Origin of the sequence: Amycolatopsis sp. H20-H5, assembly GCF_035828755.1 — a bacterium.
Lineage (GTDB): Bacteria > Actinomycetota > Actinomycetes > Mycobacteriales > Pseudonocardiaceae > Amycolatopsis.
The window spans coordinates 30,348-53,214 of the sequence record NZ_JAYMZS010000037.1 but is presented as its reverse complement, the minus strand read 5'-3'; the positions used below and the strand labels follow the sequence as shown (position 1 = coordinate 53,214).

Annotated in this window: 20 protein-coding genes and 1 pseudogene; 6 read left to right on the top strand and 15 right to left on the bottom strand. The window is 68.3% G+C overall.

Annotated features, from left to right (window positions below; genetic code table 11):
- Nucleotides 1-2: 2 nt before the first annotated feature.
- The 4 genes from QMK34_RS21340 to QMK34_RS21325 form a co-directional block, all read right to left on the bottom strand.
- Nucleotides 3-1,094, bottom strand: a complete 1,092-nt coding sequence (locus tag QMK34_RS21340; protein WP_326415937.1) for an AAA family ATPase — start codon at nt 1,092-1,094, stop codon at nt 3-5.
- Entirely contained in the window at nt 1,072-2,589 is a 1,518-nt protein-coding gene (locus QMK34_RS21335; RefSeq protein WP_326415936.1) for a VMAP-C domain-containing protein, read from the bottom strand. The genes QMK34_RS21340 and QMK34_RS21335 overlap by 23 nt, the downstream gene beginning before the upstream one ends.
- 147 nt (nt 2,590-2,736) lie before the next feature.
- A complete protein-coding gene (locus QMK34_RS21330) occupies nt 2,737-3,594 on the bottom strand; it encodes an effector-associated domain 2-containing protein (protein ID WP_326415960.1) in 858 nt (285 codons plus the stop codon).
- Complete coding sequence (locus tag QMK34_RS21325; protein ID WP_326415935.1) at nt 3,476-4,216, bottom strand: hypothetical protein; 741 nt, start codon at nt 4,214-4,216, stop codon at nt 3,476-3,478. Before QMK34_RS21325 ends, QMK34_RS21330 begins: the two co-directional genes overlap by 119 nt.
- A 93-nt stretch (nt 4,217-4,309) precedes the next feature.
- Between QMK34_RS21325 and QMK34_RS21320 the strand changes: the two genes are divergently transcribed.
- The 4 genes from QMK34_RS21320 (at nt 4,310) to QMK34_RS21305 (ending at nt 8,720) form a co-directional block, all read left to right on the top strand.
- A complete protein-coding gene (locus QMK34_RS21320) occupies nt 4,310-5,518 on the top strand; it encodes a low temperature requirement protein A (protein ID WP_326415934.1) in 1,209 nt (402 codons plus the stop codon).
- Nucleotides 5,519-5,618: 100 nt separating this feature from the next.
- The gene (locus QMK34_RS21315; RefSeq protein WP_326415959.1) at nt 5,619-6,914 is read left to right on the top strand and encodes an acyl-CoA dehydrogenase family protein; all 1,296 of its coding nucleotides are present in this window, start codon (nt 5,619-5,621) and stop codon (nt 6,912-6,914) included.
- A 35-nt stretch (nt 6,915-6,949) separates the two neighbouring features.
- The gene (locus QMK34_RS21310) at nt 6,950-8,164 is read left to right on the top strand and encodes an acyl-CoA dehydrogenase family protein (RefSeq protein ID WP_326415933.1); all 1,215 of its coding nucleotides are present in this window, start codon (nt 6,950-6,952) and stop codon (nt 8,162-8,164) included.
- A gap of 151 nt (nt 8,165-8,315) precedes the next feature.
- Nucleotides 8,316-8,720: a hypothetical protein gene (locus tag QMK34_RS21305; protein ID WP_326415932.1), complete on the top strand. Its 405-nt coding sequence runs from the start codon at nt 8,316-8,318 to the stop codon at nt 8,718-8,720.
- 45 nt (nt 8,721-8,765) lie between these two features.
- Here the strand turns inward: QMK34_RS21305 and QMK34_RS21300 are convergent, their stop codons facing one another.
- The 9 genes and pseudogenes from QMK34_RS21300 to QMK34_RS21260 all read right to left on the bottom strand — a co-directional run bounded on the left by QMK34_RS21300 (nt 8,766) and on the right by QMK34_RS21260 (nt 18,989).
- On the bottom strand, nt 8,766-9,638 hold the full coding sequence (locus QMK34_RS21300) for a C1 family peptidase (RefSeq protein WP_326415931.1): 873 nt from the start codon (nt 9,636-9,638) through the stop codon (nt 8,766-8,768).
- A gap of 300 nt (nt 9,639-9,938) precedes the next feature.
- Nucleotides 9,939-10,991, bottom strand: a complete 1,053-nt coding sequence (locus tag QMK34_RS21295) for an alpha/beta fold hydrolase (RefSeq protein ID WP_326415930.1) — start codon at nt 10,989-10,991, stop codon at nt 9,939-9,941.
- 128 nt (nt 10,992-11,119) lie between these two features.
- A complete protein-coding gene (locus QMK34_RS21290; RefSeq protein WP_326415929.1) occupies nt 11,120-11,989 on the bottom strand; it encodes an SDR family oxidoreductase in 870 nt (289 codons plus the stop codon).
- Between the two features lie 72 nt (nt 11,990-12,061).
- Nucleotides 12,062-12,571 (bottom strand): GNAT family N-acetyltransferase, encoded by a 510-nt coding sequence (locus QMK34_RS21285; protein WP_326415927.1) that lies wholly within the window; start codon nt 12,569-12,571, stop codon nt 12,062-12,064.
- Between the two features lie 9 nt (nt 12,572-12,580).
- Nucleotides 12,581-13,237: pseudogene (gene map, locus QMK34_RS21280) on the bottom strand (type I methionyl aminopeptidase); the annotation flags it as partial.
- A gap of 70 nt (nt 13,238-13,307) precedes the next feature.
- Nucleotides 13,308-14,462 (bottom strand): acyl-CoA dehydrogenase family protein, encoded by a 1,155-nt coding sequence (locus QMK34_RS21275; protein WP_326415926.1) that lies wholly within the window; start codon nt 14,460-14,462, stop codon nt 13,308-13,310.
- A complete protein-coding gene (locus QMK34_RS21270) occupies nt 14,459-16,447 on the bottom strand; it encodes an acetyl/propionyl/methylcrotonyl-CoA carboxylase subunit alpha (protein WP_326415925.1) in 1,989 nt (662 codons plus the stop codon). Before QMK34_RS21270 ends, QMK34_RS21275 begins: the two co-directional genes overlap by 4 nt.
- 2 nt (nt 16,448-16,449) lie before the next feature.
- On the bottom strand, nt 16,450-18,063 hold the full coding sequence (locus tag QMK34_RS21265; RefSeq protein ID WP_326415924.1) for a carboxyl transferase domain-containing protein: 1,614 nt from the start codon (nt 18,061-18,063) through the stop codon (nt 16,450-16,452).
- 116 nt (nt 18,064-18,179) lie between these two features.
- Nucleotides 18,180-18,989, bottom strand: coding sequence for an SGNH/GDSL hydrolase family protein (locus QMK34_RS21260; RefSeq protein WP_326415923.1), 810 nt, complete (start codon nt 18,987-18,989; stop codon nt 18,180-18,182).
- 152 nt (nt 18,990-19,141) lie between these two features.
- Here QMK34_RS21260 and QMK34_RS21255 point away from each other — a divergent pair, with 152 nt between their 5' ends.
- Together QMK34_RS21255 and QMK34_RS21250 are read left to right on the top strand one after the other, a co-directional pair.
- Nucleotides 19,142-19,732 carry an SACE_7040 family transcriptional regulator gene (locus tag QMK34_RS21255; RefSeq protein WP_326415958.1) on the top strand — a complete coding sequence of 197 codons (591 nt, stop codon included), beginning with the start codon at nt 19,142-19,144 and terminating at the stop codon, nt 19,730-19,732.
- A gap of 65 nt (nt 19,733-19,797) precedes the next feature.
- Nucleotides 19,798-20,301 carry a hypothetical protein gene (locus tag QMK34_RS21250; RefSeq protein ID WP_326415922.1) on the top strand — a complete coding sequence of 168 codons (504 nt, stop codon included), beginning with the start codon at nt 19,798-19,800 and terminating at the stop codon, nt 20,299-20,301.
- 81 nt (nt 20,302-20,382) lie between these two features.
- On the opposite strand, the gene metX is transcribed toward QMK34_RS21250, so the two are convergent.
- Complete coding sequence (gene metX / locus QMK34_RS21245; RefSeq protein WP_326415921.1) at nt 20,383-21,498, bottom strand: homoserine O-acetyltransferase MetX; 1,116 nt, start codon at nt 21,496-21,498, stop codon at nt 20,383-20,385.
- Complete coding sequence (locus tag QMK34_RS21240) at nt 21,495-22,811, bottom strand: bifunctional o-acetylhomoserine/o-acetylserine sulfhydrylase (RefSeq protein WP_326415920.1); 1,317 nt, start codon at nt 22,809-22,811, stop codon at nt 21,495-21,497. Before QMK34_RS21240 ends, metX begins: the two co-directional genes overlap by 4 nt.
- Nucleotides 22,812-22,867 lie beyond the last annotated feature (56 nt).

Sequence of the window (22,867 nt, the reverse complement as noted above, 5' to 3'; positions counted from 1 at the left end):
CGTCACGGCACCATGGAGTTCAGCCGCCGCCACAGCGCGTCCACCAGTCGCGGCCAGGAGACGTCGTTTTCCCGGTAGGCACCGGAAGTCGCGAGGTAGACCGCGTCGAGCAGCTTGTCCGCGGGCAGGGGGCCACCGGCCTGGCCGCGGTTGAGGAACTCCCCGACCAGCCGCGTGCCGTGGCTGTTCTCCGGATCCACCAGGTGGGCGGCGACCATCGCGGCGAGCTGCTCGGCGTCGGGGTCCCTGGTCTCCAGCCGCAGGCAGCGGCGCAGGAACGCGGGCGGGAACTCGCGTTCACCATTGCTGGTGATGATCACGATCGGAAAAGCACGGCAGAGGACGCGCCCGCCCGCCACCGTGGCCGGGTGCTCGGGATCGTCGGTGAACACCTCGACCTCGGGGTCGCGGCCGCGGACCCGCTCCAGTTCCGGGATGACGAATTCGCCGTCCTCGAAAAGACTGAGCAGGTCGTTGGGCAGATCGGCCTCGCTCTTGTCGAGCTCGTCAATGAGCAGCACCCGCGGCAGCGTGCGCGGCAGGAACGCGGTGCCCAGCACCCCGAGCCGGACGAACTCCCCGATCGGGGGTTCCTTCATCGGCTCCGGACGCCCACCGGCGGCGGCGACCCTGGCCCCCGCGGCCTGCGCGCGGCCGATCGCGTCATAGCCGTACAGCCCCGATTTCAGCGTGGTGTGCGAGGTGATCGGCCAGCGCAGCACCCGCCCGAGCCGCAGCTCGCGGGAGATCCGGTAGGCGAGGCTCGATTTCCCGGTGCCGGGACGGCCGGTGACCAGCAAGGGGCGGCGCAGATACAGCGCCGCGTTCACCATGTCCACCTCGTGTGGGTCGACCGCGGTGGCGGACAGGTGGAATTCGACGCCGAGCCTGCGGCCGGCCTCGCCCTCGTCGGCCGGGACCACGTCGTTCACCGGGAGCGGACCGCCGGTGAAAGTACGCCACGGCGGCGCGGGCGGCAGCAATTCAGTGAGCTGGATGTCGTGCAGGGGACGGCCGGTGCCGCGATAGATCCACCAATCGGGCGCGTCGGCGCGGGAAGTCGGTGAATGGTCAGGATGCGCGGTCTCGCTCATCCGCGGCTCCCCCCGTCGGCCGCGGGTGGCCCGGTGCGGGGTCGAGAAACACCAGGCGACGTGGATCGTCCCATAATACCACCAAATCGCGCGCCGTATTCGTGCCGAATGGGCTAGCTGATTGCTGGAAAGCTGCCCGCCGTGAGACCTGCGCCCGCGCCGGTAAATCACCCAAACCGCCACTCGCGACGAACCCGCCGACCACTTCCCGCAAGGCTTCCGAGGACGCCTCGGGATGCCATAGTAGTGCCGGCAGTCCGGAGCGCAATGCCACCGTGAGCGCATCTCCATCGGGCCCGGGGTGTAATGGCGGCGACGACGCCAAGACCATGACGGTCCACTGCTGGTCACTCAGTACCGCGTCCAGCCGAAACGCCTTCTCGGCGGACATCTCCCCTTGATCATCCGCGCCGGGATCGGCGAACCCGCGATCGGCTGCTTCGAGGAAGTACACCCGGCCGGCCGACGGATCCGCCATATGGGACTCCCAGCGCTGATGCCAAACCCGATGCCATTGACGTGACGTCATCCTTTCCAGTGAGCGAATCACGATCGGGTAGTCGAAGCACAGTGGCTTCGGGTATCCCGAAGCCCGTTCCTTGCACCACAGGTGCACGGGCAGCGCGAGCAAGGGCCGCGGCAGAACGAATTCCAGCGCGACCTCCCCACGATGCTCGGACCACGCCCTTTCGGCCTCCACCACCAGATCGTCGACACACAGTTCGAGCTCGTCGACGGACACCAGCCGGATCTCCCCGCGCGGCGGCGGCCACTCGGCGGGATCCTCCTGCCGCCAGTGGGAAAGCAGGTACCGGTCCGCCGCCAGACCGTCGGGCTGGACGACGATCATCAGATGGAGCCTGGTGTTTGCCGGATCGGGTGACACCTCCTCCGTGCGCAAAGCCTCCAGTTCGGCGTCGAGCCGAAGCCTGCGCGCCTGGTTGCTGTTCCATTTCCGCAGTTCTGCCGCCTTGCCGGCGTCGAGTTCCCGCGCGACGAGTTCGAGCAGCGCCAGCGCGGGCGGCAATCCGCCGGGAGCGGCATTGAAGTCCGCGAAAAAGGAGAAGGCCTCCCAGGCGTCGGCCGGCCGGATCACCGTCTCCGGCCGGGGGGACATCCGCCGCACGAGTGAATCGAGGCGGGGTGCCGGGACACCGGTCAGCCATTCGTGTAAACGCGCCAAATCCGGAGCAGGCAGAAGATCATGAACGTGTGGTTCGTCCACGAGTTGACGCACCAGGTCGCATTCGGGGGAACCGGGACGCATCACCCGTACCACGTGCACGAGCGCATTCATACCGCCGTCGGCCTTCGCGCACGCATTGACGAGTTCGATCAGATGATCCCGCCCGGTGGCGTGGTGCGGAATCGTCAGCGGATACCCCAGATCCTCCCGAATCAGATCCAGCATCAGGGAACGGCTGGACAGATCGTCGGCGAGCCCGGAATCCGCCAGCGCGTTCACCACCGCCTCACGCACCACGAGTGCCGTCACCGCGCCAGCGCCGGATCGCACGCACGTCCCCCTTACCCCACCTGGTGGAAACGACGTGAGTTTACCCATCCAGCGGACCGCGATACCGGCGAACGAGCAGGCCGGAACCCACTCTGGCCATGTTTTGTCACAGAGTGCGGCGCGAATTCAGGCCGCGGGCCACTGCCGGACCAACGCGGCCAGCCGCCGGACCGGTCCGGAGTCGGGGTCGACCGCGCGCACGCACGCCAGCAGCCCGCTGAGCCCGTCGTCGTAGCGAAGACAGGTGCGCACCAGCGCGATCACGTGCAATCGGGGCTGCGCGTGGTGCGGCACGGCGGTGGCGACGTCCGGGTTCATCATGTCCAGCAGCAACTGCCTGCCGTGGGGCTCACGCACGAACGGCACCGCGAGCACGGCTTCGACGAGCTCCAGGAACGCGTCGGGGGACTCGGTTTTCCCGTCGGCCGCCGGGACATTTTTGTCGTGAGATCCACCGGACGACAGGCGCAGCCAAGCCTGCGTGCTTGTCTCCTTGACCACCACCGGAATCCGACGGTACGCCCCCGGTTCGGCTGCGGGATCGTGCGCGATCACGTCGTGATAGAACGAATCCGACGCGATCAGCGCCAGCGCCGCGCCGGACTGCTTGAGCGCCGCCTTCGCCTCGGGCGCATCGAGGATACGGAACGTGAAGTTGACGGCCTGGCTCACCGAACCCAGCTCGGTGTTGTGGACTTCGCCAGCGTGCAGCGCGACGCGAAGCTGCACGCTCGCCTCGGCGGAGTGCACCGCGTTGTACCGGTGCAACCGCGCGATCAACCTGGTGGGAAAGGCTTCGGCCAACACGCTTTTGGGCAGCTCGGGCGGCAACTGGACCAGCACGCCGTCGCCGGTGCCCTGCAACTCACAGGCGTCCCAGTCGAGCCCGGACTCCTTGAACGCGCCTTTCAGGACGTCGTAAAGACCGTCGTGCACGGCGAGCTGGTGTGTCATCGTCCTGGACGGGCTGGTGAAACCGGCGATGTCGGCGACGAGAATCGACCGGTGCACCGCGACTGAGTCCTGTGCCACCAGGGAATTGTTCCAGAGTCACCGCCGTTAAGCCATCTCCGGCGATATCGAACAGCGCCTGTTCGTACCGGCGGCCGAACTCGATCCGGGTGAGGTCGGCCAGCGACCACTTCGACGTTTCCTCATCCCATTTCGCCCGGTACGAGACCTCCCGCAGGTGCAGCTTCCGACGGCCGACCTTGCCAGGAGAGCCGATGTAACAGACATCCGGCACATCCCGCTCGACATGGATGGTCACCAACGGCCGTCCCGCGCCGAGCGCGGCCAGCAGCTCGCCTGGGTGGTCGAGCGGGATCTCGCCCGCCGGCGACGACGGCGGCCATTCGCCGTGCAGTTCCAGCGCACGCCGGATGAAGGCGCGAGCCGTCTGCTTCCCGGCGACGGAGATGTCGGCGATCCGCACCGCGGTGAACCCGTCGAGCACCAGCGCGGGGTCGAGCGTCGCGAGCAGCACCCACTCGGTGCCGACGTCGAGCACGTAGCCCTCGACCGGGTCCGCGCGCGGGATCACCCGTTCGATCCGGAGCAGCTGGTGCTTTTCTCGTGCCCGGCGTAGTCGCGCGTGGACGTCCATGGGGAAACAATCCCCCGTCCCGGTCCTATCGCGCAGCTGGTTTTCCTGGCGAAAACGCTCGCGCGCCGGGTCGGGACGTGCGATTCTCCGCGCGTGCCCAAGACACCCGGACTACATCTGGTCACCGAGGACGAGGACCACAAGGTCAGCACGATCGAGCTGTTCTTCGACCTCGTGTTCGTCTACGCCATCACCCAGACCACCCAGCTGATGGCCGACCACCTCAGCCTCCTCGGCATCGGACAGGGCCTCGCGATGATCGCCCTGCTGTGGTGGTGCTGGTGCGGGTACGCCTGGCTGGCCAACACCCTGCACGTCGACCACGGCATCGCCCGGCTCGCGATCTTCGGCGCCATGGCGGTGATGTTCCTGGTCTCGCTGACGATCCCGGAGGCCTTCACCGACTTCCCCGGCGGCCTGTACGCGCCGCTGATGTTCGTCGGCTGCTACTTCCTCGTGCGCCTGCTGCACCAGGTCGCATATCTGGGCGCCGCCCGCCACGATCCCGGGCTGCGGCGCGTACTGCTGCGCATGTTCGTCGGGCTGCTGCCCAGCGTGGCGATCCTGACCGCGGCCGCGTTCACGTCCGGGACGCTGCAGCTCGGCCTCTGGGGGCTGGCGCTGCTCGCGGACTACAGCAACGTGTACCTCGCCGGGCCCGACGGCTGGCGGATCAACTCGCCCGCCCATTTCTCCGAGCGGTTCGGGCTGATCGTGATCATCGCGCTGGGCGAGTCGATCGTGGCGATCGGCATCGGCATCGGCTCGTTCCCGATGTCCTGGCTGATCGCGATCGCGGCGATCTGCGGGCTGGCGCTGGCCGCCGCGATGTGGTGGATGTACTTCGACGTCGTCGCGATGGTGTCGGAGCGCAAGCTGGCCTCGGCGACCGGCCGCGAACGCGCCAAGATCGCCACGGACACGTACACCTTCCTGCACTTGCCTTTGATCGCCGGGATCGTGCTCGTCGCCCTCGGGCTCAAGAAGACACTGCTGTACGTCTCCGACACCGAGCACCACAACCCGTCGGAGGCACTGCACGGCGTCCCGATCTGGGCCCTGACCGGCGGCATCGCGCTGTACCTGGTCGCGCTGAGCGCGCTGCGCCGGCGCAACCTGGGCAGCTGGAACCGCCAGCGGCTGGTCCTCGCGGCCCTCCTGCTGGCGGCCACCCCGCTACTGGAACACATCCCGGCGACCGCGCTGATGGCCGTCACCGCCGCCGTCGGCCTGGGACTCATCACCGTCGAACGAATCCGGTTCGCGAAATGGCGCAGCGAGGTGCGGACACCTCACTCGTAAGGGGTCACACTGGCGCTCCCGACCGGCCCGGGTTAACCTACTCATGAGTAGGTAACGGGATGGAGAGGCGACAATGGCAGCCCCTAGGAAACGAGACGCGATGGGCGTCGGCCTGGCCGCGCTCACCCGGCTGGCCGGCAGCAAGGTCATCGACCGGGCCGGGCTGCGCAAGCCCGTCCAGAACCTGGTCAGCGCGAGCACCAGGAACGGCTTCCGGGTCGCCGGTGCGGCCGGTCGCTCGTTCAAGTCGGTCCAGAAGCTGGGCAAGCCAGCCAGGCTCACCCTGTCAGGTGATACCGGCCTGTTCGACCTCACCCCGAGCGAGGACCAGCAGCTCATCGTCGAGACGGTCACCGAGTTCGCGGCCGAGCAGCTGCGGCCCGCCGCGGCCGACGCCGACGCGAAGCTCCAGGCACCCGAGGGCCTGCTGAGCCGGGCCGCCGAGCTGGGCATCAGCCTGGTCGGCATTCCCGAGGAGCTGGGCGGCGTCGGCACCGAGCGCTCGGTGGTCACCAGCGCGCTGGTCGCCGAGGCGCTCGCGCACGGCGACCTCGGGCTGGCCGTCGCGGTGCTCGCGCCGTCCGCGGTCAGCACGGCGCTGGTCTCCTGGGGCGACGAGCAGCAGCAGGCGGACTACCTGCCCGCGTTCGTCGGCGAGAACGTCCCGGCCGCCGCGCTGGCGCTGCAGGAACGGACCCCGCTGTTCGACCCGTTCAAGCCGTCGACAAAGGCAAAGCGCACTCCGAAGGGCTACGAGCTCACCGGCGTGAAGGCCATGGTCCCGCGCGCCGCACAAGCCGAGCTGTTCATCGTCTCCGCGGACCTCGAGGGGCGCGGCCCGGCACTGTTCATCGTCGAGTCGACCAACGCCGGTGTCACCATTGAGGCCGAGCCCGCGATGGGACTGCGCGGTGCGGCCACCGGGAAACTCCACCTGGACAAGGTCTCACTGCCCGCGGGCGCACTGCTCGGCGGCGGCAAGATCGAGGTGTTCACCGAGTGCGTGCGGCTGTCCCGGCTCGGCTGGGCCGCCCTCGCGGCGGGCACCGGCAAGGCCGTCCTCGACTACGTCGTGCCTTACGTCAACGAGCGCACCGCGTTCGGCGAGCCGGTGAGCCACCGCCAGGCGGTCGCGTTCTCCGTCGCCGACATCGCGATCGAGCTCGAAGGCCTGCGCCTGGTCACCCTGCGCGCCGCGGCCCGCGCCGAGCAGGGCAAGCCATACGCCCGCGAGGTCGCGCTGGCCCGGAAACTGGCCGCCGACAAGGGAATGCAGATCGGCAACGCCGGGGTGCAGCTGCTCGGCGGCCACGGCTTCGTGAAGGAACACCCGGTCGAACGCTGGTACCGGGACCTGCGCGCCATCGGCGTGATGGAAGGCGTTGTTCTTCTTTAAGTGCCCTCCTCCAGGACTCTCGTGAAAGGCAAGACATGTTCAACCTTGAGGTTCCGAAGAAGGCCGGCGCACTGGTCAACCAGGCGTACCAGGCCGCGGCCGAGGTGTTCCGGCCGATCTCGCGCAAGTACGACAGCGCGGAGCACACCTACCCGGCCGAGCTCGACATGTTCGCGGCACTGCTGGACGGGCTCAACTCGTCCGGCGAGGGCGGCGCGGGCGCGGCGGGCGTACGTCGCGGCGACGACGACAACGCCAAGAAGGCGGCCAACCGCAACGGCGCCAACCTGAACATCGTGCTCGGCACGATCGAGATGTGCTGGGGCGACGTCGGCCTCCTGCTCTCGATGCCGCGTCAGGGCCTCGGCAACGCGGCGATCGGCTCCGTCGCCACCGACGAGCAGCTCAAGCGCTTCGGCAAGACCTGGGCCGCGATGGCGATCACCGAGCCGAGCTGCGGCTCCGACTCGGCCGCGATCACGACCACGGCGAAGCTCGAAGGCGACGACTACGTGATCAACGGCGAGAAGATCTTCGTGACCTCCGGCCAGCGCGCCGACTCCGTCGTCGTCTGGGCCACACTCGACAAGAGCAAGGGCAAGGCCGCGATCAAGTCATTCTTCGTGGAGAAGGGCACCCCCGGCTTCGAGGTCGTCCGCGTCGAGCACAAACTCGGCATCCGCGCGTCCGACACGGCCGTGCTGCGCTTCGAAAACTGCCGCGTGCCCAAGGAAAACCTCCTCGGCACCCCGGAGATCGACAGCGCCAAGAGCTTCGCAGGCGTCATGCAGACCTTCGACAACACTCGTCCCTTGGTGGCCGCGATGGGCGTCGGCGTCGCACGCGCGGCGCTCGAGGAGACCCAGCGAATCCTCACCGAGGCCGGTGTGACGATCGACTACGACAAGCCCGCCAACATCCAGCACGCGGCCGCGGCCGCCTTCATCCAGCTCGAGGCGGACTACGAGGCGGCCTACCTCCTGACGCTCGAATCGGCCTGGATGGCCGACAACCGCAAGCCGAACTCCCTGCAGGCCTCGATGGCCAAGGCGAAGGCGGGCCGCTCGGTCGTCGACATCACGCTCCGCTGCGTCGAGCTGGCCGGAACCGTGGGCTACACCGAGGAATCCCTGCTGGAAAAGTGGAGCCGGGACGCGAAGATCCTGGACATCTTCGAGGGGACCCAGCAGATCCAGCAGCTCATCGTGGCCCGCCGGGTGCTCGGTAAGTCGAGCGCGGAGCTCAAGTAGCTCCCGAGAGACGCGTCCGGCCCGCTCCCAGACGTGATGAACGGACCGTTCATCTCATGCGGGGCCGACTCGGGACCGGTCCCCCGCGAAGCTCCTACGCTCATCCGGACAAGAGCCCGGCGTCACGGGCCCGGAGTGGGAGGAGCTCGCCGTGGACGGTCCGGTGCCAGTAGTCCGTGCGGCCATGCCGGGGCGGGTCAAGGCCGCACTGGTGATCGTCTACTTCCAGGTCGTGGCCAACCTGGTCGGCGCCGCGCTGGCGGTCGCTGAGGTCGCCAGCCGCAAAGAGCACCACCAAGAGGTCACGGCACTCGCGCCCTTCCTGATCGGGGAAAGCGCACTCCTCGGACTCGCACTGTTGTTCTGCGCGGTGACGCTGCGCTCGTTCCGGATCAGGATCCGGCCCGCACTCGCGGTCCTCGAGGTGATCGTGGTGCTGGGCGCGCTGTACAACATCGCCAGCGGCGCGGCCCTCAGCGGTTTCGGGATCGCACTGGCCGTCGCCGCCATGGTGCTGCTGTTCAATCACCGGTCCACGGAGTGGATGTCCCAGTGATGCGCGAAGGGGCCCTTCCCGGCGGGAAGGGCCCCTGGCGACTGACTAGCTGGCGACCATCTTGCCGACGGCGTCGGCCTCTTCGATCTGGTTGGTCACGAACTTCCACGGCAACGTGACGTAGCCCTTGGTGCCCCAGCTCCTGCCCCACGAGTTGGCGACCTTCACGCCCTTGTCGCTGTAGCCGACAATCGTGACTTCGTGCCCGCCCAGCGAATCGCCGCGCAGTTCCGAAGCGGTCGGGTAATAGCTGTAGTTGGCCGCGGTCGACGAATTCAGGTCTTCAAAACTCTGATACACCTGGAATGCGAAAACCACCGGCATACCCTGCGCCAGAGAGTTCTTGACGTCGTCGACGAGCGCGCTGCCGGTGTTCAAACTCGTCGAGCCCGAAAGCTTCCAGTGCGCGGCGTTGCTCTTCTCGGCCTTGTCGGGCTGAGTGGTGTAGTCGAAGTCGCCCTGCCAGTAGTCGGACTTGGTGTCCAGGCCCTGGCTTTTGAGAATCTTGAAGTGCTGCGCGGCGTAACTGCCATTGTCGTTGCCCCGCGCGATCTGGGCGTAGGTGTACATCGGCGCGTGCGGGGCGCCCTTGATGCCCTGCTCGTTCTCCATGATCGTGATGGAAGTCCAGTCGATCGCCCAGGCCACACACGATCCGACCTGACCCTGGTCGCCGATCGAGGGCAGGTAGTTGCTGAGGTCGACACTCGACGGCAGTGCCGCGGCCGACTGGGTGGCCGCGGCGCGCAGCGGGAGGGCGTCGTGGGTACGAGCGCGATTCTTGTCGACCAGCGCGCCATAGGCGTGCTGCGCCTTGGCGGGCGCGGCCACCGCCGTGGCGGGGACGGCCATCGAACAGACGACCCCGGTCGCGGCGAGCGCGGCCAGAATCCGGGCACCCTTGGTGAACTCCACCATCTTGATTCCTTCTCAGGTTAGGCGGGCAGCAACAACCGCGAAAGCCAATAAGGCAACAGGAATACCTAGTATGGGAACGCGGTGAGGAGGGGGTTGGGGAGGAATTTTCTTTTGTTGACGCGCTGAGTACAACGCACCGCGCTCCGTGGCGTCAACCGACCTTCGGATGGCCCGTTCGGACCAACGCGGCCGGAAGCGAGGGAGCAAGAGAAGCGACTACTTCTCCGGTTCCCAAGTCCCTGAAGGCCACCTTCACAGCGTTAGACGCCGTGAAGGTGGCCTTCAGGGACCAACGCGAGCTCAGCCCCGGTCGTCGAGGAAACCGTCGAGGTAGCGCCAGGTCGTGCCGCGGGCCTTGCGCCCGGTCAGCACACCGAGGTGCCCGCCCGGCGCGGTCTCGAAGCGCACGGAAGGCGCGCTTTCGAGCAGTTCCACCACCCGTTCGACCGACGCCCGGGGCGCGATCGTGTCGTTCTCCCCCGCGACGACCAGCATCGGGACCTTCACGTCGGACAGCGAGATGACCCGGCCGTTGAGGTCGACCTTGCCCTCGGCCAGGTCGTTCGTGCGGAACAGCCGGTGGTACAGCTGCCCGAACGTCCGGCCGGGATAGGCGATCATGTTGTCCATGAAGTGGTCGACCGCCTCGATCTGCGCGAGGTAGTCCCGGTCGTCGAGATTCTTGAGGATCGCGATCGGCTTGGTGATCTCCTTGCTGAGCCCGGTCGCGCGGAACACGCGGGTGACCAGGTAGGACGGCGCGCCGCCGAACGCACGGTAGATCGGGGTCAGCAGGTGGCCGCCGGTGAGGTCCACCAAGGGCCGGAACGGCGCCATGATGGGGATGGCGGTGAAGTCCACCGGCGAGCCGATCGCGGTGACCGACTCGATCGGCAGCTCGGGTGAGTCGGCGGTGACCAGCATGGAGAAGATGCCGCCGAGCGACCACGAGACCAGGTGCACGCCCTGCCCGCCGGCGTCCTCGCTGACCTTGCGGATCGCCCGCGGCAGCACCTCGTCGATCCAGTGCTCGATGCCGAGCCGCCGGTCGGCGAACGCGACGTTGCCGTAGTCGACCAGGTAGGTGTTCCGGCCGGTTTCGACCAGGTGCTCGACCAGGCTGCAGCCGCGCCGCAGGTCGAAGCAGATCACCGGGGCGGCCAGCGGCGGCACCAGCAGGACCGGCGGGCCGGACGCGGGCGCCGCACCGGTCGTCATCCGGTAGACGGAGCGGTTCGGGCCCTGGTCGATCAGCACCCGGGGCATCGGGCGCAGGTCGGCGACACCACCGTGGAAGACCTTGCCGACGACGTTCGACGCCGCGGCGGCCAGCCGTGCGGGGGGTGAAGCCATGTCTTGCCTCCTGCTGAAGCTGAACCGGTGGAGGCAATCTTGCCGGGCTCGGGCCTTCGACTCAACACCGACACTGCCGCAAGCACCCGGCAAGCGGTCCACTTCGGACGGTGGTTAGGCCGTCCGAGTCAAGAAACGTCCCTTTCCTCCGCCGCGGGAGCGCTGTGCGCGGCCCGCGCCTCATAGTCCGCGCGAGCCGTGGAATGCACTGCAGAAGCCAAAAGCCGGTCCCCGCCGAGCGAGCGGACGAGCCATTCCCCCGCCTTGCGGGGCAGCAGCCGTGTGATCCTGCCCATGGCGTCGAGCGAAGAGGGTACGAAGACGTCGAATTTGGGACGGCGCAAGGCCGCCACGATGGCCTGCGCCACGTCCTCCGGCTGGACCGATTTGATGAACCTCGCCTCGCCGAGCCCGCTGGCCAACTCCGTGCGCACCACCGCGGGCATCACGCAGGACACCAGCACGCCGGTCCCGCGAAGCTCCAAGTGCACCGATTCCGACAGCCCGACGACGGCATGCTTGGTCGCGCAGTAGGTCGCCGCGCCGGGAAAGCCCGCCTTGCCCGCCATCGAGGCGATGTTGACGATGTGCCCCGTGCCGCGCGGCCGCATCCGCACCATCGCCTCCCGCGTGCCGTGGATGACGGCGTGCAGGTTGATCGCCAGCAAGCGCCGCGTGGCCGCGTCGTCCTCCTCGTCCAGCGGCGACAACGGCATGATCCCGGCGTTGTTGATCAGCACGTCGATCGGCCCGACTCGCTCCTCCACCTCGTCAAGGAAGGCGGTGAACCCCTTCGGATCGGTGACGTCCAGCGGCAGCGCCAGCGCGTTCCCGCCCAGCTCAGCGGCGGTTTTCTCCGCCTGGACCTGGTCGAGGTCCCCCACCACGACCCTCGCGCCCAGCCGGGCGAGCGCGACGGCGGTGGCGGCGCCGATCCCCCGCGCCCCACCGGTGATGACTACGACCCTGCCCGCAAGCGAACGCGGCTGACCGGCCATGACACGCTCCATCCTCGTCGACGAGCCTATTGGCACTACGTCAACTATGGTGCCCCGGATCACCGCCGCCCGCTACCCCACGCGTTGCTCGAGGACCTGCCCGGTCCAGCCCTTGACGTCAAACCGGACAGTCGGAGCGAAGCCCTGCCCCTGGTAGTACCGCACGAGCGAGCCGTCACCACCCGCCCAGCAGTCGACGCGGACGAGATCCACCCCCTGCCGCCCGGCCTCGGCCAGCGTGAACTCGATCAGCCGCGCACCGACCCGGTGCCCGCCGAACTTGCGCGAGGTGATCAGCAACCGGACATAGACCTCCGGCTCGGCGACCGCGGGGATGTCTTCGGACCGAGCACCCAGGACCAGCGCACCAGCCGGGACACCGTCGACCTCGGCGATGTAAAGATCCTCGCCATCCACCATGCCGCGGACGCGCGCGACCTGCCTGGGCACCGCCGAGAACGGCTCGGTACCCCATTGGCCAGCGCTGCCACGCTCGACGAGCCACGCCACGGCGTCGTCGAACATGCCCAGCAACGCCTCGTAGTCCCCCGATCCGCCGTGGCGGATGTCGAAATCAGTCATGAGCCCGTTCTACAACAGTGTGAGCACGCGCGGACCGTCTTCGGTGATCGCCACGGTGTGCTCGACGTGCGCGGCCCGGGTGCCGTCGGCGGTGTGCAGCGTCCAGCCGTCGTCAGCGTGGAAGTAGTCATCACGCCCGCCCGCCAGGAACATCGGCTCGATCGCGAGCACCAGCCCAGGCTTCAGCCGCATGCCCTTACCGGCCTTGCCCTCGTTCGGCACGTGCGGATCCTCGTGCATCGCCCGCCCGATCCCGTGCCCACCGTGGTCCTCCAGCAGGCCGTATCCAGCCTTGCGGCCGACCGACCCGACCGCGTGCGAGATGTCCCCGAGCTTGCCACCCGCGAGCGCGGCGGCGATCCCGGCGGCCAGCCCGCGCTCGGTCGTCGCGATGAGCACGGGATCGGCGTTGCCGACGACGAAGCTGATCGCGGCGTCCCCATGCCAGCCGTCGATGTACGCCCCGCAGTCGATGCTGACGAGGTCCCCGTCACGCAGCTCGTACGCACTCGGGATGCCGTGCACGACGGCATCGTTGACGCTCGTGCAGAGCACTCCCGGGTACGGCATCGGCGCCCAGCGGGGGTGATAGCCGAGGAACGACGGCTTGGCCCCGGCATCCCTGATCACCTGCGCCGCAGCGTCGTCCAACTCCTTGAGGCTGACTGTCCCTGAAGGCCACCATGACGGCGTCTAACGCCGTCATGGTGGCCTTCAGGGACCGTTGAACAAGACTTCAGGCGACGCCGAGGTGGCGTGAGATCAGCATGCGCTGGACCTCGCTGGTGCCCTCGCCGATCTCCAGGATCTTGGCGTCGCGGTAGAAACGGCTCACCGGGAACTCGTTCATGAAGCCGTAGCCGCCGAAGATCTGCGTGCCCTCACGGGCGTTGTCCATGGCCGCGTTGGAGGCGACCAGCTTCGCGATCGACGCCTCATGCTTGAACGGCTCGCCGCGCAGCATCTTCGACGCCGCCGCGTAGTAGGCGAGGCGAGCCGTGTGCGCGCGGACCTCCATGTCGGCGATCTTGAACTGGATCGCCTGGTACTCGCCGATCTTGTGGCCGAACGCCTCACGCTCCTTGACGTACTTGAGGCACTCGTCGATGCAGCCCTGGGCAAGCCCCACACTCAGTGCCGCGATCGCCACGCGACCCTCGTCCAAAATGGACAGGAACTGGGCGTAGCCGCGGCCGCGCACGCCGACGAGGTTCTCGGCGGGCACGCGGACGTCGTCGAAGGAGAGCTCGTGGGTGTCGGAGCAGTTCCAGCCGACCTTGGAGTACTTGGGCGACACGGCGAAACCGGGCGTACCGGACGGCACGATGATCGCGGAGATCTCCTTGCGGCCGTTCTCCCGCACGTCGGTGACCGCGGTGACGGTGACCAGCTTGGTGATGTCGGTGCCGGAGTTGGTGATGAACGACTTGCTGCCGTTGATGACCCACTCGTCGCCGTCGAGCCGCGCCCGCGTGCGGGTGGCGCCCGCGTCCGAGCCGCCGCCCGGCTCGGTCAGGCCGAAGCCGCCGAGTGCCTCACCGGCACACAGCGAGGGCAGCCAGGTTTCCTTCTGCTCCTGGGTACCGAAGCGGTAGATCGGCATCGCACCAAGGGAAACACCCGCTTCGAGCGTGATAGCGACCGACGAGTCGACCCGCGCGAGCTCCTCCAGTGCGAGGCAGAGCGCGAAGTAGTCGCCGCCCATGCCGCCGAACTCCTCGGAGAAGGGCAGCCCGAACAGGCCCATCTCGCCCATCTTCGCGACGATCGCGTACGGGAACTCTTCACGCTGATAAAGGTCACCGATGACGGGAGCGACCTCGCTGTGCGCGAAGTCCTCGACCGTCTTGCGCAGGGCCTCGTACTCTTCGTCCAGGCGGAAGTCGATCATGACTGGTTCTCCTCGTGGGGTAGCACGACGACAAGGGTTTCGTCCAGCGCGACCTGTTGGCCCGCCCGGACGGGAAGCTCACTGACCACGCCGTCGATCGGCGCGGTGATCGTGTGCTCCATCTTCATGGCCTCCACGATGAGCAGCGGGGTCCCCGCACTCACCGTGTCTCCGGCGGCGACCTTGACCACCAGCACAGTGCCCGGCATCGGGCTGGTCACCGGCCCGCCACCGGCCGCCGCGGCCGCCGAGGACCGCGAATTCTCACGCTCGCCGATCGCGACGCCGTGGCCGTCGCGTGAAAGCCACACCGTGCGCGCGGATCCGGCCGCGTGCCGGTAGCGGCGGAATCCCCCGGAGTGGCGGACCTCCAGCACATCACCGTCACGCCGCGCGGACATCGGCACCGGATCGCCACCGTCGACGGAAACCGTTGCGTCGGAGGGAGTTCCCACGACACGGACCGAGGACTCCACCGCCCCCGACTTCAGGTGGAAGTCGATCCCGCCGGAAGCGCCGAGTCGCCAGCCCGCCGGAACGTCCCAGGGGTCCACAATGGACGCCGTCGGCTGCAGGTCCAGCAACCGGTCCAGTGCGGCGGCGACGAAGAACTCCTCGGGCACCTCGTCCGAGACCAAAGTGGACAGTCGCCGGTCGACGAGCTCGGTGTCGAGTTTCCCCGCGCGGACGTCGTCGTCGGCCAGCAATGCCCGCAGGAAGGCGATGTTGGTGCCGACGCCCAGCAACGCGGTGTCCGCGAGCGCCAGGTCGAGCCGGTGCAGCGCGGCGGCGCGATCCGGGCCCCAGGCGATGATCTTGGCGAGCATCGGGTCGTAGTTCGAGCCGATGACCGCGCCCTTGCTCATCCACGAGTCGACGCGCACCCCGTCGCCGGAAGGCTCGTGCACCGCCAGAACCGTCCCACCCGTCGGGATGAACCCGCGGGCCGGATCCTCGGCGTAGACACGGACTTCCACCGCGTGCCCGGTCAGCTCGACGTCGTCCTGGCGCACGGTCAGGTGCGCGCCGGCGGCGATCTTCACCTGCCACTCGACCAGGTCCAGCCCGGTGACCAGCTCGGTCACCGGGTGCTCGACCTGCAGGCGGGTGTTCATCTCCATGAAGAAGTACTCGTCCGGGCTGTGCGCGGACAGGATGAACTCCACCGTCCCGGCGCCGACGTAGCCCACCGAACGCGCCGCCTCGACGGCCGACGCGCCCATCTTGGCGCGCGTCGCCTCGTCGAGCAGCACCGAAGGCGCCTCCTCGACGATCTTCTGGTGCCGCCGCTGCAGGCTGCACTCGCGCTCGCCGAGGTGGATGACGTTGCCGTGGGTGTCCGCGAGCACCTGGATCTCGATGTGGCGCGGGGTGGTGACGAACCGTTCGATCAGCAACGTGTCGTCGCCGAACGAGCTCTTGGCCTCACGCCGCGCGGTTTCGACGGAGTCGAGCAGCTCGGCCGGATCCTCGACCAGGTGCATCCCCTTGCCGCCACCACCGGCGGACGGCTTGATCAGCAGCGGGTAGCCCACTTTGGCCGCGGCGTCGGGGAAGCCGCCCTCCGGAATGTCCACATCGGATGATCCAGGGACCACCGGTACCCCGGCCTTGGAAACAGTGGCCTTGGCCCGGATCTTGTCGCCCATCGCCTCGATCGCGCTGACCGGCGGCCCGATGAACACCAGCCCGGCGGTCTCACAGGCCCGCGCGAACTCGGCGTTTTCAGCCAGGAAGCCGTAACCCGGGTGCACGGCCTGCGCGCCCGTGTCCACGGCGGCCTGGACGATCGCCGGAATCGACAAATAGCTTTTCGCCGCTTCGGCCGGGCCGATGCGGACGGCGGTGTGCGCCTCGCGGACATGCCGCGCGTCGGCGTCGGCGTCGCTGTACACCGCGACGGACCGGATTCCCAGGTCGCGCAGCGTGCGGATGACGCGGACGGCGATCTCGCCGCGGTTCGCGACCAGAACAGTGTCGAACATGCTCACATCCTGAAGACGCCGTAGTTGACCTCGGGCAGCGGCGCGTTTGCGGCGGCCGACAACGCGAGGCCGAGCACCGTGCGGGTGTCCGCCGGGTCGATCACGCCGTCGTCCCACAACCGCGCCGTCGAGTAGTAAGGGCTGCCCTGCGCCTCGTACTGCTCGCGGATCGGATCCTTGAACGTCTCTTCGTCCTCTTCTGCCCATTCGCCGCCGCGACCTTCGATGGCGTCACGGCGGACCGTCGACAGCACCGACGCCGCCTGCTCGCCGCCCATCACGGAGATCCGCGCGTTCGGCCACATCCACAGGAAGCGCGGCGAGTACGCCCGGCCACACATCGAGTAATTCCCGGCGCCGAACGAGCCGCCGATGATGACCGTCAGCTTCGGCACCCGAGCGCAGGCCACCGCGGTGACCATCTTCGCGCCGTGCTTGGCGATGCCGCCCGCTTCGTAGGCCTTGCCAACCATGAAACCGGTGATGTTCTGCAGGAACAGCAGCGGGATCGAGCGGCGGTCACACAGCTCGATGAAGTGCGCGCCCTTCATCGCGGACTCGGCGAAGAGCACGCCGTTGTTCGCGATGATGCCGACCGGGTGGCCGTGGATGTGCGCGAAGCCGGTGACCAGCGTCGCGCCGTACTCCTTCTTGAACTCGTTGAACCGGCTGCCGTCGACGATCCGCGCGATGACCTCGCGCACGTCATAAGGGGTCCGCGAGTCCGCGGGCACGACGCCGTACAGCTCACGCGGGTCGACAGCGGGCTCTTCGGTCGGCTGCACGTCCCACGGACGGGGGGTGCGCGGGCCAAGAGTCGACACGATCGAGCGAACGATGCGCAACGCGTGGGCGTCGTCGTCGGCGAGGTGGTCGGTGACCCCGGACTGCCGGGAGTGCACGTCGCCGCCGCCGAGCTCCTCGGCCGTGACGACCTCGCCGGTCGCGGCCTTCACCAGCGGCGGGCCGCCGAGGAAGATCGTGCCCTGGTTCCGCACGATGACGGCCTCGTCGCTCATCGCCGGGACGTACGCGCCACCCGCGGTGCAAGAACCGAGGACGGCGGCGATCTGCGGGATGCCGCGCGCCGACATGGTCGCCTGGTTGTAGAAGATGCGCCCGAAGTGCTCGCGGTCCGGGAAGACCTCGTCCTGCCGGGGCAGGAACGCGCCGCCGGAGTCCACCAGGTAGATGCACGGCAGGTTGTTGTGCAGCGCGACTTCCTGGGCACGCAGGTGCTTCTTGACGGTCAGCGGGTAGTAGGTGCCACCCTTGACCGTGGCGTCGTTGGCGACGATCACGCACTCGCGGCCGGACACGCGTCCGATGCCGGTGATGATGCTCGCGGACGGCGCTTCGTCGTCGTAGAGCCCGGTCGCCGCGAGCGGCGACAGCTCCAGGAAGGGCGAGCCCGGGTCGAGCAGGGTGTCCACCCGCTCGCGGGGCAGCAGCTTGCCTCGGTCGACGTGGCGCGTGCGGGCCTTCTCCGGCCCGCCGAGGCGGGCGACGGCGAGGCGCTTGCGCAGGTCTTCGACAAGCTCGGCGTGCGAGGTGACGCTGCGTGCGTACTCTTCCCCGCGCGGATCGGCGGAACTGCTCAGCACCGGCGTGTCCATGGCTCCCGAATCCAGGTTAGCGGTCGTTAACTCCGTCCGCGATGTTAGCGACCGCTAACCTGGCTGTCCAGTTCACTCACCCCGAGCCCCAGAAGTCCGTGACAAGCGGTACGGACTCAGCCGGTGACGGAGCGGAACGGTGCGTAGTAGCCGCCGGACTGTCCGGCGGCCGTCGGGTGGTAGGACTCGTCCACCGGGAAGGTGAGGCTGTTGAGGTAGGACGTGCCGCCCGAGCAGATGTTGTGCCCGGTGAACGCGGGCCGCACGTCGACGAAGGTCGCGCCCGCGGCGGAGGCCCGCTGCGAGAGGACCGAAGCGAGCGTGTCCGAGCCCGAGTTGATCGCGGTCCGCTTGGTGTCGCTCAGACCGAGGCTGCACGAGCCCGGCACCGTGTAGAAGCGCGGGTAGCTGAGGACGTACAGCTTCGCGCTCGGCGCCTTCGACTTGATCGTCCGGTAGACGTTGTCGAGCAGTGACGGCAGCGTGTTGTTGACGTAGCTCTTCGCTGTGTTCACCCGATCGATACAGGCCTGGTCACCGTTGAGCGTGCAGGTGGTGATCACGTCCGTGAATCCGGCGTCGTTGCCGCCGACGGTGACGGAGACCATGGTGGTGGACGAGTTCACCGACGCGGCCTGGTTCAGCACGTCGTTCGTCCGCGCCCCGGAGCAGGCCACGAAGGTCAGCTGGGTGCCCGCGTGGGCGTTGGCCCACAGCTGCGGGTACGCATTGGCACTGCGCTTGCAGGAGCCGGAGCTGCCGTAACTGCCGGCACCCACCCCGGACGAATAGGAGTCGCCGAGTGCGACGTAACTGGTCGCGGTGACGGCGTTGGCGGTTCCGGCGGCGCCGAGCGTCGCCAGCACAGCGACCCCCAGGGCCGCGCACAACCGAAGGAACGAGTTTTTCCGGGCAGCATCAGCCATGGGTCACTCCTTTGTGACGGTTCAACAGGTTAAGTAACTACCAGGTAGCTTCTTCACACGGAAGACTTGTTTCAGCAGGCAACCCGCTTGGCTTACGCCGGAAGCAGGCCGGCATGTTAGCGCTCGCTAACCGGCGGCCCTACTATGACCAGATGCTGGCCAACCCCACCCCACTCGTGAACGGCGAGAAGGCGAACAGGCGCGAACAAATCCTCACCGCGGCCGCCGAGCTGTTCGCCCACCACGGCTTTCACGGCGTCGGCATCGATGACATCGGGGCCGCGGTCGGCATCTCGGGGCCCGCTCTCTACCGGCATTTCCGCAGCAAGGACGCGATTCTCGGCGAGATGCTCAACTCGATCAGCCGGTACCTGCTCGAGGGCGGCACGGCCAGGGCGAGCCAGCCGGGTGAAGTCACGGAGGTCCTCGAAGCGCTCGTCCGGTTTCACGTCGACTTCGCGCTCGAGCACCCCGCGTTGATCACCGTGCAGGAGCGCAACCTCGCCAACCTGACCGACGTCGATCGCCGTCAGGTGCGAGCGCTGCAGCGGCAGTACGTCGAGGTCTGGGTGCGCGCGATCAGTGACGCGGTGCCGGGGATCGGCGAACGACCGGCGCGTTCGGCGGCACACGCTGTGTTCGGCCTGATCAACTCGACACCGTACAACCGCCATCTCGGTGACGGCGAACTCGCCGATCTGCTCTGCAAGCTCGCGCTCGGTGCGTTGCGCGCCGCGAACTGAGCAAGCTCTACCCACCCGGGTTCGGACTATCCCCAAGACCAGCGATGCTGGTGTTTGATAGGCGAGTGCAGTCCGACAGGAGCGAAGACGAACTGCGGCTGGTCGAGAAGGCGCAGCGAGCGCTGGTCGCGATCAGCCTCGGCGCCGACGCCGAAGCACTCGACGAGGTCGCGCCGACCGCCGCCGAGGCCCAGGAGCGCTCGGCGGAGACCAAGGAACTGATGCTCTTGCTCTTCGGCGAGTGCAGCACGATGGTCTCCACCCTCGGCGACGGCGGCAGCGCCCCGGTGAAGGTCCAGGTTTTCGACGAGGACGGCGAAGAGGTCTCGATCGACCAAGCGGATCCCCCGGTCCGCACCGCCGTCCGAACCCTGCTGGCCGAAGTCCACGGCAACACCGAGGCGGCCCAGGAGCAAGTGGAGATCGCACTGGCCAACGCGGCCCCTGACGAAGTCGACAGCCTGGTCCTGCAAGCCCTCCGCTGGACGATCCGCCTCTCCGCCGAGTGCCTCGACCGCGATCTCCCGGTCCCCGATTGGATCAACGAAGCGGTGGCCGACGAGGACTGAGGCTTTAGTGGGCTTTAGTGTCATGAAAGGGTCTTTCAGGGCAAAAATTGCCCTGAAAGACCCTTTCATGACACTCCAGGCCTAACTCAGCAGACCCTTGACCAGGGCCGCGATCTGCCCAGTTTCGATCAAGAAAGAGTCGTGCCCGTAGGGCGAAGTGATCACCGCGGCCTCCACACCGAGCCCCCGGGCCAAGTCCCGAGCCTGTGACACCGGATATAGCCGGTCCGAATCAACCCCGGCCACCACGGCCCTGGCGGTCACCCGCTCCAGCGCGGCTGCGACGCCGCCCCTGCCACGCCCGACATCGTGCGTGTTCATGGACTCGGTCAGCACCGCGTAGCTCCCGGCGTCGAACCGCCGCACCAGCTTGTCCGCGTGATGGTCCAAATAGGACTCCACCGCGAACCGCCCGTCCCCCTGAGGCGTCCGCCCGAACCGTTGCGCCAGCTCAGGTTCGCTCCGGTAGGTCACGTGCGCGATCCGCCGGGCGATCCCCAACCCGGCATGCGGCCCGTCACCGGGCAGCGCGTCATAAAAGTCTCCACCCCGATATCGCGGATCGGACCGGATGGCGTGCAGCTGTGGCGAAGCCCAAGCGATCTGCTCAGCGGAAGCGGCCGCCGTCGACGCCACCACGAGCACGGACGCGACCCGCGAAGGCTGTGCCACTGCCCATTCCAGCGCCCGCATCCCGCCCATGGACCCGCCGAGCACCGCGGCCCACCGCGAGATCCCGATCGCGTCGGCCAGCGCGGCCTCCACGACGACCTGGTCCCGCACGGTCACCGACGGGAACCGGCTCCCCCATGGCCGTCCGTCCGGGTCGGGGGAAGAAGGCCCGGTGGACCCCTGGCACCCGCCGAGGACATTCGGCACCACCACGAAGTACTCGCCGGTGTCCAGTGCCTTGCCCGGCCCGATCAGCCCGCCCCACCAACCGGCGCTGACGTGCCCGGGGCCGGCCGGGCCCACCGCGTGGGAATCCCCGGTGAGCGCGTGCTCGACCAGCACCGCGTTGGACGCGTCGGAGTTGAGCGTGCCCCAGGTTTCGTAGGCGAGCGTGTAGCCGGGCAGCGAACCCCCGGCCTCCAGCGACAAGGCGCCGGGGCCGGTGATCCACTTCCGCCGGCCGGGTGGGTCCCCTGCCCGCCACGCTCCTGTGACGGGCAGGGGACCTTCGCCGGAAGAACTCACAGAGCCGCCTTGGCCGCCCGGAAACCGGCCTCCAGATCCGCCTTCAGGTCGTCGATGCCTTCGAGCCCGACGGCCAGCCGGACGAGGCCGGGCGTGACACCGCTGGAAAGCTGCTCCTCCGGCGAGAGCTGGCTGTGCGTGGTGGAAGCCGGGTGGACGATCAGGCTGCGGACGTCGCCGATGTTGACCAGCTGGCTGTGCAGCTCGGTCCCGTCCACGAACGCCCGGCCCGCGTCGACGCCGCCACGCAGGTCGAACGACAGCACCGCCCCGGCGCCGCGCGGCAGGTACTTCTGCGCGGCCTGGTAAAACGGGCTCGATGGCAGGCCCGCGTAGTAGACCTTCTCGACCTCGTCGCGCGCTTCGAGCCACTCGGCGAGCCCCTGCGCGTTGGACACGTGCCGCTCGAGACGCAGCGAAAGCGTCTCGATTCCTTGCAGGATGAGGAAACTGTTCAGCGGCGAGATGGCCGCGCCGGTGTCGCGCAGGATCTGCACACGCGCCTTCGCGGCGAACGCGCCGGGGCCGAGCGCCTCCCAGTACTTGAGGCCGTGATAGCTGGGATCGGCCTCGTTGAACCCGGGGAACCGCGCCGGGTCCTTGCCGAAGTCGAACGTGCCGCCGTCGACGAGCACCCCGGCGACCGTGGTGCCGTGCCCGCCTAGGTACTTGGTGGCGGAGTGGACGACGACGTCCGCGCCATGCTCGATCGGGCGCAGCAGGAACGGCGTCGGCACGGTGTTGTCGACGACCAGCGGCACGCCGGACTCGTGTGCGACGTCGGCGACGCCGCGGATGTCGAGCACGTTGCTGCCGGGGTTGGCCAGCGTCTCGGCGAAGAAGAGCTTGGTGTTCGGGCGGACCGCGGCCCGCCACTGCTCCAGGTCGTCCTGGTCGTCGACGAAAGTAACCTCGATGCCCAGCTTCGGCAGCGTGTAGTGGAAAAGATTGTAGGTGCCGCCGTAGAGCGACGGGCTGGAGACGAAGTGGTCGCCGGAGTTGGCCAGGTTGAGGATCGCGGCGGTGGTGGCGGCCGAGCCGGAGGCGAACGCGAGCGCGGCGACACCGCCTTCCAGCGCGGCGAGCCGCTGTTCGAGCACGTCCTGGGTGGGGTTCATGATCCGCGTGTAGATGTTGCCGGGCTCGGCGAGGCTGAACAGGTCCGCGCCGTGCTGGCTGTCGCGGAAGACGTACGACGTCGTCTGGTAGATCGGCGTGGCTCGAGCACCGGTGGCCGGATCGGGCGACGCGCCCGAGTGGATCTGCTTGGTCTCGAAGGACCAGGCGGAGGTGTCGGGTGCGTCCGCGCTCATCGGGGTACTCCTAGCGAGAGGGTGTTACGGCTGTATCCGACGCTAGCCCCGGGCCC

What these genes read in the sequence shown, in the direction of transcription:
- QMK34_RS21295 (WP_326415930.1), bottom strand. Translation starts at nt 10,991, where the DNA reads ATGGCTTCACCCCCCGCACGGCTGGCCGCCGCGGCGTCGAACGTCGTC.
- QMK34_RS21260 (WP_326415923.1), bottom strand. Translation starts at nt 18,989, where the DNA reads ATGGCTGATGCTGCCCGGAAAAACTCGTTCCTTCGGTTGTGCGCGGCC.
- QMK34_RS21310 (WP_326415933.1), top strand. Translation starts at nt 6,950, where the DNA reads ATGTTCAACCTTGAGGTTCCGAAGAAGGCCGGCGCACTGGTCAACCAG.
- QMK34_RS21240 (WP_326415920.1), bottom strand. Translation starts at nt 22,811, where the DNA reads ATGAGCGCGGACGCACCCGACACCTCCGCCTGGTCCTTCGAGACCAAG.
- QMK34_RS21265 (WP_326415924.1), bottom strand. Translation starts at nt 18,063, where the DNA reads ATGGACACGCCGGTGCTGAGCAGTTCCGCCGATCCGCGCGGGGAAGAG.
- QMK34_RS21300 (WP_326415931.1), bottom strand. Translation starts at nt 9,638, where the DNA reads ATGGTGGAGTTCACCAAGGGTGCCCGGATTCTGGCCGCGCTCGCCGCG.
- QMK34_RS21270 (WP_326415925.1), bottom strand. Translation starts at nt 16,447, where the DNA reads ATGTTCGACACTGTTCTGGTCGCGAACCGCGGCGAGATCGCCGTCCGC.
- QMK34_RS21255 (WP_326415958.1), top strand. Translation starts at nt 19,142, where the DNA reads ATGCTGGCCAACCCCACCCCACTCGTGAACGGCGAGAAGGCGAACAGG.
- QMK34_RS21290 (WP_326415929.1), bottom strand. Translation starts at nt 11,989, where the DNA reads ATGGCCGGTCAGCCGCGTTCGCTTGCGGGCAGGGTCGTAGTCATCACC.
- QMK34_RS21275 (WP_326415926.1), bottom strand. Translation starts at nt 14,462, where the DNA reads ATGATCGACTTCCGCCTGGACGAAGAGTACGAGGCCCTGCGCAAGACG.
- QMK34_RS21285 (WP_326415927.1), bottom strand. Translation starts at nt 12,571, where the DNA reads ATGACTGATTTCGACATCCGCCACGGCGGATCGGGGGACTACGAGGCG.
- QMK34_RS21340 (WP_326415937.1), bottom strand. Translation starts at nt 1,094, where the DNA reads ATGAGCGAGACCGCGCATCCTGACCATTCACCGACTTCCCGCGCCGAC.
- QMK34_RS21315 (WP_326415959.1), top strand. Translation starts at nt 5,619, where the DNA reads ATGGGCGTCGGCCTGGCCGCGCTCACCCGGCTGGCCGGCAGCAAGGTC.
- QMK34_RS21325 (WP_326415935.1), bottom strand. Translation starts at nt 4,216, where the DNA reads ATGGACGTCCACGCGCGACTACGCCGGGCACGAGAAAAGCACCAGCTG.